An 11,674-nucleotide genomic window follows, 5' to 3' on the forward strand; every position below is an offset into this window, starting at 1 on the left:
TTAGTCCCTCTCCCGGCAGTGCCGGAAGGTTAACCATTGTCATGTATTATCACTATTATATATTTTTTTCCAGATTATTACCACATTTTTCCGCTTATTTTTCTAACTATTATGATTGTTTTTCCATATTTTCTTTCTTTTCCACATGGGAATAGAGCAATACGCCCCCAATGGTAACCGCTCCCCCTGCTATCTGGAGGGGGGCCGGGACCTCCCCAAACACGAACAGGGCAATCACGGCCGCCACCGCCGGTTCGCACAGCTTGGAGGCTGACACAAAGGACGGGGACAGGAACTTCAGGCACCAGCTGAATATACTATGGCCCAGAAGGGTGGAGCAGACACTGAGAAGCAGTCCCACGATCACGGACCGCGCCCCGTAGCCGGTAAATGCAAGCCCGCTGGCAGCCGTGGCAATCCCCAATGCCAGGGCGCAGAACACATAGACGATATAGGTGTATACGGTAGTCGACATATGCCCCCTTGCCTGCCGTCCAATCAAGGTGTACACGGCGCAGAACACAGCCGCGGCCAGGGCCAGCATGTCGCCCAGCAGATGATTCCCGCCCGCCGAGTAATCGGAAAAGGCAATCAGCAGGCTTCCTCCCACCGTGACAAAGATGCTTCCTGCCGCTGCCAGGGAAATCCTTCCCTTCAGGAACAGGCAGTAACCGATTGCCACCCAGATGACCTCGGTGCACACAATGGCAGTGGAACTGGCCACGGAGGTCTTGTTCAGGGACTCAAACCACGTGGTAAAATGCATGGCCAGGAACAGTCCGCTTAAGGCGCACAAAAGCACGGACTTCCTGTCCGTCCCCATGAGTTCGCGCCTGGACTCCCCCCGTCCAAAGACAACCGGCGTCATCAGGACCACGGTCCACATCAGGCGGTAAAAGGCCGTTACCACGGAGGGGGCCTGGGAATATTTAACAAAAATAGCCGATAATGAGATACCGGCTATTCCAATTACAATCATGATTAACGGATGTTTTTCTAAGAATTTCATCTTGGGTACCTTTGCCTTTGCTGGTTTATCCACGTTATTCTACCACAGGAACCAGGCCGCGTCCAGACCCTGTCTTATCCTATGCCTCTTTATCCGCCCGGATCAGCCTGCGGACCGCCTCAACGGCCACCTTGATGGCTGCCTCCGTATCATGGACAATGGGGTTATCCAGCCCGGCAGCCTGGCGCTCCTGGTTACCCACCACCAGGAAATCAGAACCGCAGCGCACCCTCAGATGGCTGGCAGCAACGAACAGGGCCGCGGATTCCATCTCCGAAGCCTTACACCCCAGGCGCTTCCATGCCTCCCATTTGTTCAGCAGTTCATAACCTACAGGCATGCGCTGGGGCTCATGCTGCCCGTAAAATGCATCCTTGCACTGTACCACGCCCGCATGATAGGTATATCCCAGGGCTTTTGCCGCAGAAACCAGGGCATTGGTCACTTCCAGGTCCGCAACCGCCGGGAACTCGATGGGCGCATATTCCCTGCTGGTGCCTTCCATGCGGATGGCTCCCGTGGCAACCACAATATCACCGCCCTTTACATCCATCTCCATTCCGCCGCAGGTCCCCACCCGGATGAATGTATGGGCGCCGCAAAGCACCAGTTCTTCCATGGCAATGGAGGCAGACGGGCCGCCGATTCCGGTGGAGGTCACGCTCACCATCTCACCGTCCAGATATCCGGTGTATGTAATGTACTCCCTGCTGTCGGCAACCAGCCTGGCATCGTCAAAGTGGCTGGCTATCCTGGCACAGCGCTTGGGATCCCCGGGCATGATCACATACTTGCCCACATCCCCTTTCCTGATCTGTAAATGATACTGTAAACCCTCTTCACCTGAATAATTCTGCATGATATTCCTTCCTCTCTTTCCCTTTACTTTTCATTCCAGCCTGTCTTTTCAACTTGTATATGTATAATATCATTTTACTTGTCTATTTTATAGTTGGGATTTTATACAATCATTCCAGACGGTTTTTGTACATTTTCACAAGTATCTCGCGGTTATATTTGGATTTTACCTTGTTATCATTCATGGTTTTACTTTTATACAACTAGACATGTCTATTTTATTGACAAAAAAACGTTATGGACTTATGATGTTTGATAAGAACCTGTATACTTTATTAGACAGGCAGACAGGAGATGACAGCCCCATGGAACAGGATGAGGTAAGTGGGAAGGTAAAGAAATTAAAGCATGTAAAAGTATATAACCGTCTGTATTCCATGATACAGGACGGGGTCTATCCCCCGGGCAGCCAGCTTCCCTCTGAACCGGAACTGGCACAGCAGATGGATGTGAGCCGCATGACCCTGCGCAGGGCCCTGGCCCTTCTTCAGGAAGACGATCTGGTCATCAATATAAGGGGAAAAGGGAATTTTATCAATGAGACAGACCCGGATGCGGCCCTTCCCGGCATGGAAACCATCCAGCATCCGGTCCTTGGGGCATTGGCCGGTACAATCAGCGAAACGGAACTGGAATTCCGCATCGAGCCGCCCACGGAACCAATCATCCAGTGCCTGAAACGCAGGACTCCCGTGGTCGTGATTGCCGACCGCTGGTACAAGCAGGCAGGAAAAGCCTGCGCTTACAGCCTGAGCTTTGTGCCGGTTGAGGTGATTTCTGAAAAACAGATTGAGTTAAACGGCAAGGAGGATTTATTCCAGTATCTGGAACATGACTCCTACCAGGATGCCAGCCACAGTACCTGCCAGTTTTCCTATACCACCACAGGTAATTTTACCGCCACCAAATACCTGCTGTCCCAGCACCCTTCCTTTATCCTGATACAGGAAACCCTGTACGACAGAAACCACCGGGTCCTGGTATCCAGTAAGCACTATATCCCGGTGGAACTGTTTAAGATGCAGATTAACAGCGGTGCCGGACACGGCCCGGACGGTGAATGAAAACAGACTGCCCCGGTGTGCAGGGGACACGGATTCTCCTGTACACCGGGGACATCATACATCCAGGTTATTCTTCACTGCAAATACAGCCAGCTGGGTCCTGTCCTTCAGCTTCAGCTTCTCCAGGAGACGGGATATATTGTTGCGCACGGTCCCCTCTGCCAGGAACAGCCCTGCCGCTATCTCCCTGTTATCCATGCCCTGGGCAACCAGGCGCATGATATCCATCTCCCTGGGCGTTAAGTCCAGGTCAGCTTTGGCCCCTGGCAATGCCATCTGACGGCGCATGCCCTCAAACACGCTTCCGCCGAACACGCGGATTCCCGCGCATACAGCCTTCACGGACTGTATGACCTTGTCATCCTCCATCTCCTTAAGGATATATCCGTCCGCCCCGCCCTGCACGGCGGCGTCCACGGTTTCCCTGTCGTCAAAGGTGGTAAGCACCAGCACCCGTATGTCCGGGAAATCCGCCTTAATCCTGCTAATCCCATAGCTCCCGTCATACTGGGGCATGCGCATGTCCATCAGCACCACGTCCGGCTTAAGCTTCCTGCACAGCTGCCACGCCTCCCTGCCATCCGCTGCCAGCCCTGCCACCTCTATCCCATCATCCTGCTCCAGGATGGCTTTAAGCCCCTGCCTCAATATCTGGATATCATCAGCAATCACTGCTTTTATCATACCGTATCCCCCTTATTCCCTTGTATTCATGCCGCGCCAAGCGGCAGCCGGATGTAAATCTGGAATCCTTCCCCATTGCCGGATATAATCCGGACAGTCCCCCCAGCCGCTTTTATCCTCTGGCGGATACCGCGCATCCCATTGCCTTCCTGTATCTCCCCGCATCCTGTCCCATTGTCAAAAATATACAGGTTCAGGCAGCCGCTGCCAAATTTAAGGATTACGTCCATGTGGGTGGCATGGGCATACTTGAGGCAGTTGGTGACGGCTTCACGCAGACATTCATATACAACCGGGGAAAGGTGGGAATATGCCTCCCTGTCCTCCCCCTGTATCTCCACCTCCACCTCAAACTCCTTCACGCTTTGGGCCAGCTGGTACACGCCCTGGGTTATCAGGCCATAGGACGAGGACTGCCTGAGATTGTTGATGGAACAGCGCAGTTCCCGGATGCCGTTGCCCGCCAGCTCCTGGGCCTGTCTCAGGTACTCCGGGATTCCGCTTTCATCCGTCCCGGCTGCCTTTCCGCCATTTTCATATTCAATGCGTATCAGCTTCAGCAGGGAATTTATCATGGTAAGGGTATGGCCCGTTGTATCATGGACCTCCTGGGCTATGCGGTTGCGCTCCTGTTCAATGGCCAGCTTCTGGTTGGACACAGCCAGTTCCTGCTCCTGCTCCAGAAGCTGGTAATATTTACCCACATCAGTAAACATCACTGCCCCGGCAATGCTTTTCCCCTTCCTGTCCCTGTAGGCATAACGCTTCACCTCCAGCTTCCGGCCGGACGGACCATCCCCCAGCGTCATGACCCGTTCCTGTCCCTCCCCTGTTTCCTCCGGGCTGATTCCATTTTCCCTCAATATCCCCCAAAGCGCATCCATGCCGTCCCCGGCCTTCAGTCCGAACCAGCCCATGGCTGCCCCATTGCAGTATGTAACCTTTTCCCTCCGGTTGTACACCACCACCCCCTCTGCAATGGAATCAAACATCCGGTCAAATGCCATGGTATTCACATCCAGGAAATCATACCGGAACACGGCCAGCAGCATCAGGATGCTGGACAGGGCAAATGCGGGCGGCGTCAGATCGAACCCGGATTTTACCAGGCCCGTCATATAGAGCAGGTTAAACCCAAGGGGCACTGCGGCTGATAAAAGAATGACCGCAATATGGGACAGGGCAACGGCATTTTTCCTGAATGCCGTCAGCACCACCGCCATCCCCGCCAGCACACAGGCATAGGTATAAATCATGTGGACATAAAAGACAGGCCCGTAAACCACCTGCCCCACCTCAAAGCTTGTATAAAACAGATGGTGGTATTCATTGGTCAGCAGGAAGGAATAGTTCAGCGCCCCAATGCCAAACAGCACGGCCACCGCCAGACGGCCCAGCCTCCTTTTGCTGTAAAGGAAGGCAAACACCAGCCACGCAGGCCCGATAAAACTGATTCCCACATAGGAAATCACATAGGTCAGGTATTTTATCCCTCTGGTTACGGACAGGGACGTGAACAGCTGTGGTATACACCATATTATGATAAGGAACTGGCAGATGGCCAGGGCGCCGGTGGTCTTATTCTTATCTGCTTTTATCAGCAGCCATCCGGACGTGCAGAATGACAGGATGATGGCCGAAAGATATGCAATTTTCAGCAGGATATCCAACATAACAGAACCTCCCCGGAGAGCTTATTGCTTTCCGTTTTTCCTTTTTCTTTCTCCTGAAAACACATCAGGGGACAGAAAAACCTGTCCCCTTGATTATAGCCTTTATGTAACAATGTGTCAAAACAATACTGGCGCCAGGGTGTGTCTGAATGCTTATCCAGTGCTTTTTCAGTGCTTTTTCAGTTCCGTGGATGCCGCGAAGATGATAAGCCCCAGACCGGCTGCCAGAAGATATACCCACCAGGACAGGCTGAGCCAGAATCCCTTGGTCATATACAGCGCTACCGTGACAATGATGATGCCGGAAATACGGAACCATCTTACACATTTCCTTACATGCGCCCACAGGAAGATTACCAGGCACACCGCTTCCAGGATCAGTGCATCGCCTACATTTCCCGTATAAAACGCGTCCAGTATCATGGCCCCCAGGCACAGGCAGCAGATGGCTGTCTGAAACCAGGGAATGCACGCCTCGTCCTTCCATATACGGGCCAGGGACCAGCTAAACAACGCCGCCGGCGCCAGCTGTACCTCCAGCCGGATAAGGTCGGGCCACTGGATATACGGCTGTATCCAGAAGGCAAGGACTGCCAGGGCAGATGCAATGGTAAGCGAACCTTTCCTCAATGGCTTCACCGCTGTATACTGAAGTACATAAAGCGCTGCCAGAACCGTGTAGGCACATCTCCAGCCCCGTCCTGCATCAAGGGCCAGGGAAACCAGGGGCAGGATGACCAGGATATGGAACCAGTCCACATCCCATGCAGCCGGGACATTTTCCCGCTGTCTGAGGATTGGCCTGTAATACCGGAACAGGATACCCGATATAAGGACCGCTGCCCCTGTAAAACCGCAGGCCTGGTTCCCTGTCCATCCGTACCTTAAGGCTGCTGCCAGAGGAAGCGGCAGTACGGCGATGGCCGCCGCCAGGTGAAGCCACATATTCCCTCCCCTGTAAAACATGACATAGAATACTGCAAAGGATGCCAGACAGGGAACCAGGTTCCAGGCAGAAAGCCCGGGATTCCAATAAAATGCGGCCATCGTACAGAGGAACACGGCCAGTCCGGTCCCATCCCAGAACCATGTCCCGGCCTGGCTGCGGTCCCGGCAGCACATGACGGCGTATTCGGCCCCATATGCAAAGGTTACCCACATCATGACCGCCACCCCGTTATCGGTATGGCTGCTGGCAAGGATATAGACGCCTGCCAGGGAATACAGACAGCTCCCCTTAACATACCATCCCTGCAGTTTCCCATCCTTTCTAAAGGACCAGATTAATAGATATACGGCCAACAGGATGAAGAACGGAAGGGGCTTTTGTCCATTTATCTGAAAAAGGATCTGTGCGGCCGTCCCTATTACCAGGATGGCCTCCCCGAACCTGTCGCGTCTGAGCACATCCCACACAGCCATGATCAGGATGTATGCAAATACAATCACATCATATCGCGGTTCAAATCCCGGAATCTGTGCCAAAGCCCTTCCCGCCGTCATGGTAAGTGCATAGAGGATGACCGGAATGATTTCGCGCAGGACTGGATACTGTCTGCCCCACCATGCCGTGACGGCTGCCAGAAGCAGGACCGCGGCAGATACCGCTGCCTGGGTTCCCAGGTCATGCCAGTACAGGGATTCAGCCAGAAGCATCAGCGTATCAATGGCAAGGACTGCTGTCAAGACACAGCCGCCCGCCTGGCTGCAAAGAGGGCTTCCCTTTTTCCGCTCAGCCAGGAACCATCCGCCAGTCAGGACCGCCCCTGCAAATATCTGATATACGGACTCAAAGGGGAAGCAGAGACCTGCATACTGGAAAAATGCCGCCATGGAAACGCTGTGAAGGACGCGCATCTCCATACGCCTGTCCCTCAGGGCTTTCAGTGATATCCCTGCTGTTGTCAGCCCCAATGCCAGGGTGCTCCATGGTGTTATCCGGACGATTCCCAATAAAGAAAAACCGGTTATGCCAGTCATCCATCCGGTTATTGCCGCTAATGCCATAAGGCCGCTGAATATCCAGAAATGAAGGTTTACAAAGAAACTGAATCCGGCTTCCATGAATTCCGGAAGTAAATATTTATCGGAAAGCCTTGCCGCGGCCCCATCCTGTCTTCTTCTGATTCCCTCGTCCCACAAAAGCAGCAGGAAGGAATAGTATACCATCACGTTAAGGCAGCCCGCGTACCCCAGGCCCAAGGCCCCCATAAGGAAGGTCATGCTGACCGTCATCCCCCAGAAACAGGACTGGGTATAAAGCCTGTCGCGGAACTTCCTGGTTCCTGCAAGCATGGCAATCTCCGTCACCATACTGCCAACCCAGAGTACCCGGTAACGGTTCTGCCCCTTAAGGATGAACTCCGGCCCTATGAGGCCGAAATATCCGGCAGCCAGGACGGTCAGGAAAAGAAATATGCTTCCAAGGATGTAAAATGCCTGGCTGGTCCTCTGAATCTTAAGGATTTTCCCAGCCAGCAGGCTGGAACCAAAGAACAGGCCCGAGAACCCCAATACCATGATCACTTTGCAGTAACTTGGAAGGACATGCCATGCCGTGGTGGCAAATATCAGCCCTGCCAGAACCACAAATACAACGCCGATAATCAGGGCCGCGGTTCCCTGATAGAAGTGGGAGTCCGCTTTGCGGGTCCTGGCGGGGGAATCCGGCCTTGTGTTGGAAGATGTGGGGTCCATGACTGCCGCCGCTATCCCCGCAGGCACCTCCGTTACTTTCATGGCAGATGACACAGTACCTTCCATAGTCTCTTCCATAAGCCCTTCTATAGTCTCTTCCACAGGCCCTTCCACATACCCTTGCCCAGGCTTTTCCTCAGCCTCTTTCACGGCCCGCCTTCCATCATATCCCGGCACCAGCCATTCATCTGACGGTATTTCAGGTTCCGGTGGATTGGGGGACTCAGGTTCCGGCGGATTGGGGGACCCAGGTTCCGGCGGATTGGGGGACTCAGGTTCCAACAGATTAGGGGGCATTTCCCCTTCCATGGTCCTCTTCCTCTCAAAACCGTACAGCCTTTGGCGCTCCAGCTGGCAGGTCAGTTCCTGTATCCTCTTCTTATGACGCCCGTTGGTGACGGCGAGTCCGATTATGACACCGGCTTCTGCAAAAGGAGCCACCAGCCATATTAATAAAATCATGATTATCTCCATATCCATTCCCCTTTCATCAGATACTTCCTCTTCATGATTTTATTATAGATAAATATCCCAGCACTTCCCAGATGTCTGGCGTCATTATCAGAATGACATTTGTCACTGAAATTCCTATATCAGCACCCCATAAGCCTGCCCAGCTGCCCTAATATCTCCTCATCCGGCACCAGGCTTACATATCCGCCCAGGCAGATGGATGGTTTTGTCTTTCCATGGTAGTCGCTTCCGCATGTAAATATCAGCCCGTTCCTCCTGGCTGCGTCATAATAAAAGGCTGCCTGCTCCGGCGAATGGTAACTGCTGAAGGCCTCTATCCCGAACAGTCCCGTTTCAATGATCGGCTCCAGCAACCCGCTGCGGCCCTTTAAGTTAACGCCGGGATGGGCCAGTACCGCACATCCTTTATTTTTGTGGATAATATCAACCACCTGCTCTAAATCCGGATATTCCATCTCCACATAGCAGCATTTTCCCTGTGAATAGTAATCCCAGTAAAAATTCACATAGGGATTATCGGCCCGCTCCCCGCCCGGACGGTAAGGCCGCAGCATGGGATGGTCTGCGTATTCAGGTTTATCCAACAGTACTTCGGCGAACATTTCCCCGGTCCATATGTCCTTATTAAAATTGTTCTTTGCCAGTTCCTCCATCTCCTGTTCCGAAACCTGAAATCCCATCTTCCTTGTGGCCTGAAGCATCTGCCGCGATGCAACGGCCCCCTGGGCAGCTATATTATCCTCTATTTCAGCAAAATCCTGGCTCTCATATTCTATTCCATATCCCAGCACGTGCAGGTTTACCCCACGGAACGTGCAGTCAATTTCGATTGCCGGAATATAGGTGATGCCTGCCTTTGCGGCTTCAAGCTCTCCCCGGGCATTGGCCCGCACCGAGTTATGGTCCGCTATGGCCATGACCTTTATGCCGCTGTCACTGCATTTCCTCACCAGTTCTTCCGGTGTAAACTCCCCGTCATCGCTGTAATAGCTGTGCATGTGTAAATCGATTGATTTTCCCAACATGGATTTTTCCCACCCTTTCCGTCATTATGATCATGAAACCGCCAAACACCAGCAGGCATAGCGGATACAGTCCAATACTGATACGCTCTCCCAGCAAGCCGAACAATGGCGGCATGAACGTGCTTCCCATATACGCGCAGGCCATCTGCATCCCCATCATGGACTGCGAGTACTTTGTGCCGAAATTATCCGGTGTCTCATGAAGCAGGCTGGGATAAATAGGCGCGCAGCCAATTCCTATCATGACAAGGCCTGCCAGCACAGCCCCATCCCCAAAAGCCGCCAGCATCAGGACAGCCCCCGTGCATGCCGCCGCCTGACCGCACCGCACCATTTTCCTGTCCCCCATACGGTCTGTAACAAATCCGCATACCAGACGCCCTGCCGTAATCCCCAGATAAAAAAGGGAGGCCCATTTTGCTGCCGTCCCAGCCGGTATCCCTTTGTGAAGGACCATGTAACTGCTGGCCCATAGACCTGCCGTGGCCTCAAGGGAACAGTAACAGAAAAATGATGCCAGAACCGCCTTTGCCCCCGGAAGCCTCAATGCCTCTCCTATTCCTATCTTTTCTCCTGCGTCTGCGTTTTCTGCACTGGAGGCTTTTTTCGATTTCCACAGAGGCAGGGACAGGACAAGGACCGCCACCAGCACAACCTGTATGATTCCCACTGACATATAGCCTGAATCCCATCTCAGCCCTCTGGCAAGACACAATCCCATGATATAGGGGCCTGCGGTTGCCCCGATGCCCCAGAAGCAGTGCAGCCAGCTCATATGCCGTGATTTATAGTGCAGGGCCACAAAGTTATTTAACGCGGCGTCCACACTGCCTGCCCCTAATCCATAGGGAATTCCCCAGATACAGAGCTGAAGGAAGGTACGGGAGGATGAAAAACCGAACAGGGCAGCCGCTGTCATGGCCACGCTCAGCGCGGTAACCGCCCCGGTCCCTATCCTTCTTATCAGCCGGTCGCTCAGGATACTGGATATGATGGTACCGCCTGCAATAATCATACTGATGATTCCTGCATAGGATACCGCTGCGTCCAATTCCCTGTACATGGACGGCCAGGCGGAACCCAGCAGCGCATCCGGAAGCCCAAGGCTGATAAAAGCCAGATAAATAATTACTAATAACAACTGAAACATTGTGTCCTCCTGAATCATAACCTTTTATTGAAAACCGCCGTCTTCTTAGAAGGAGGCTTTCAGTAAAAGGATACCGTCTTTCTTTCCTTGATTCAATTCAAATCTCGACTTATAATATAAGAAAAGCGACCAAACGGAGGTGTGACCATGGGATTACAGAAATGTGCCCTCAACCTGAACCGCATAGGCAAGGAGCTTCAGCCCCATGGGACGGCAAAATTCCCCTGTGCAGGTTATTCTGCCGTCTATACGGACAGGCCAGAGGATGTCATCCCCTGGCACTGGCATGAAGAGCTGGAAATCGTGTATGTGGAAACCGGCGGCTTAAAGCTTCAGATTCCCGGAAAGACCTTTCATGTAGGGCAGGGGGAGGGATTTGTCATCAATTCCAACCTCCCTCATTTTGCAGCAGCGGAAAACTTCTGCGACCTGCATTCCCTGGTCTTCCATCCTGTTTTGATAACCGGCAACAAGGACTCTGTCTTTGCAGTCAGATATATGACGCCGCTGATCCATTGCAGCACATTTGACGGTTGTCCCTTAAGCCTGGCGGATGCATTTAACAGGGCGTTCCGGGCATTGAAGGAGGAGCGCACGGGATATGAATTCATTGTCAGGGAAAATCTGTCCCTGATCTGCCTTTCCCTTCATGAACGCTATGCCCATGAGATTGACTCGGGTGAAACAGGGCTGGATCCGGACAGCAGGCGCATCCAGATCATGCTGGAGTTCATTCATGACAACTACCATGAGAATCTGGATCTGACACAGATTGCGCGGTCAGCAGACATCGGTGAACGGGAATGTCTGCGCTGCTTTAAACGCAGTATCCAGAATTCCCCCATGCAGTATCTGTTAAAATACAGGACCACCCAGGGCGCAGCCATGCTTCTTCAGGATCCCGGCAGCAGTGTCTCCGAAATAGCAGCCATGTGCGGATTTAACAGTTCCAGCAATTTCTCCCAGATGTTTAAACGTTTTTACAAATGTACCCCCAGGGAATACAGGAGGGATCATGGCAGGTAAGCCCCTGCCTGCAA

The 11,674-nt window shown here is 52.9% G+C and carries 9 protein-coding genes; 2 read left to right on the forward strand and 7 right to left on the reverse strand.

Annotated elements, in window-relative coordinates:
* Positions 1 to 109: 109 nt before the first annotated feature.
* Both MCJ35_RS16745 and udp read right to left on the reverse strand, forming a co-directional pair.
* On the reverse strand, positions 110 to 1,009 hold the full coding sequence (locus MCJ35_RS16745) for a DMT family transporter (protein WP_008718413.1): 900 nt from the start codon (positions 1,007 to 1,009) through the stop codon (positions 110 to 112).
* Positions 1,010 to 1,088: 79 nt separating this feature from the next.
* Positions 1,089 to 1,868, reverse strand: coding sequence for a uridine phosphorylase (gene udp / locus MCJ35_RS16750; RefSeq protein ID WP_025486321.1), 780 nt, complete (start codon positions 1,866 to 1,868; stop codon positions 1,089 to 1,091).
* A gap of 304 nt (positions 1,869 to 2,172) precedes the next feature.
* On the opposite strand from udp, the gene MCJ35_RS16755 reads away from it, so the two are divergent.
* Positions 2,173 to 2,931 carry a GntR family transcriptional regulator gene (locus MCJ35_RS16755; protein WP_025486320.1) on the forward strand — a complete coding sequence of 253 codons (759 nt, stop codon included), beginning with the start codon at positions 2,173 to 2,175 and terminating at the stop codon, positions 2,929 to 2,931.
* Between the two features lie 54 nt (positions 2,932 to 2,985).
* On the opposite strand, the gene MCJ35_RS16760 is transcribed toward MCJ35_RS16755, so the two are convergent.
* From MCJ35_RS16760 to MCJ35_RS16780, 5 genes are all read right to left on the reverse strand, one after another.
* The gene (locus MCJ35_RS16760; protein WP_025486319.1) at positions 2,986 to 3,615 is read right to left on the reverse strand and encodes a response regulator; all 630 of its coding nucleotides are present in this window, start codon (positions 3,613 to 3,615) and stop codon (positions 2,986 to 2,988) included.
* Positions 3,616 to 3,641: 26 nt separating this feature from the next.
* Entirely contained in the window at positions 3,642 to 5,288 is a 1,647-nt protein-coding gene (locus MCJ35_RS16765; RefSeq protein WP_025486318.1) for a histidine kinase N-terminal 7TM domain-containing protein, read from the reverse strand.
* Positions 5,289 to 5,456: 168 nt separating this feature from the next.
* Entirely contained in the window at positions 5,457 to 8,447 is a 2,991-nt protein-coding gene (locus MCJ35_RS16770; RefSeq protein WP_240299581.1) for a hypothetical protein, read from the reverse strand.
* Positions 8,448 to 8,578: 131 nt separating this feature from the next.
* A complete protein-coding gene (locus tag MCJ35_RS16775; RefSeq protein WP_025486316.1) occupies positions 8,579 to 9,481 on the reverse strand; it encodes a PHP domain-containing protein in 903 nt (300 codons plus the stop codon).
* Complete coding sequence (locus MCJ35_RS16780; RefSeq protein ID WP_240299582.1) at positions 9,435 to 10,634, reverse strand: MFS transporter; 1,200 nt, start codon at positions 10,632 to 10,634, stop codon at positions 9,435 to 9,437. The genes MCJ35_RS16775 and MCJ35_RS16780 overlap by 47 nt, the downstream gene beginning before the upstream one ends.
* Before the next feature lie 147 nt (positions 10,635 to 10,781).
* On the opposite strand from MCJ35_RS16780, the gene MCJ35_RS16785 reads away from it, so the two are divergent.
* Positions 10,782 to 11,660: a helix-turn-helix transcriptional regulator gene (locus MCJ35_RS16785; protein WP_025486315.1), complete on the forward strand. Its 879-nt coding sequence runs from the start codon at positions 10,782 to 10,784 to the stop codon at positions 11,658 to 11,660.
* Positions 11,661 to 11,674 lie beyond the last annotated feature (14 nt).

The sequence above is a fragment of the Enterocloster sp. OA13 genome, from assembly GCF_022440595.1.
Lineage (GTDB): Bacteria > Bacillota > Clostridia > Lachnospirales > Lachnospiraceae > Enterocloster > Enterocloster hominis.

Excerpts from the sequence above, each read along its gene's own strand:
- MCJ35_RS16780 (WP_240299582.1), bottom strand. The coding sequence starts at position 10,634 with ATGTTTCAGTTGTTATTAGTAATTATTTATCTGGCTTTTATCAGCCTT.
- MCJ35_RS16765 (WP_025486318.1), bottom strand. The coding sequence starts at position 5,288 with ATGTTGGATATCCTGCTGAAAATTGCATATCTTTCGGCCATCATCCTG.
- MCJ35_RS16785 (WP_025486315.1), top strand. The coding sequence starts at position 10,782 with ATGGGATTACAGAAATGTGCCCTCAACCTGAACCGCATAGGCAAGGAG.
- MCJ35_RS16745 (WP_008718413.1), bottom strand. The coding sequence starts at position 1,009 with ATGAAATTCTTAGAAAAACATCCGTTAATCATGATTGTAATTGGAATA.
- MCJ35_RS16755 (WP_025486320.1), top strand. The coding sequence starts at position 2,173 with ATGGAACAGGATGAGGTAAGTGGGAAGGTAAAGAAATTAAAGCATGTA.
- MCJ35_RS16770 (WP_240299581.1), bottom strand. The coding sequence starts at position 8,447 with ATGATTTTATTAATATGGCTGGTGGCTCCTTTTGCAGAAGCCGGTGTC.
- MCJ35_RS16760 (WP_025486319.1), bottom strand. The coding sequence starts at position 3,615 with ATGATAAAAGCAGTGATTGCTGATGATATCCAGATATTGAGGCAGGGG.
- udp (WP_025486321.1), bottom strand. The coding sequence starts at position 1,868 with ATGCAGAATTATTCAGGTGAAGAGGGTTTACAGTATCATTTACAGATC.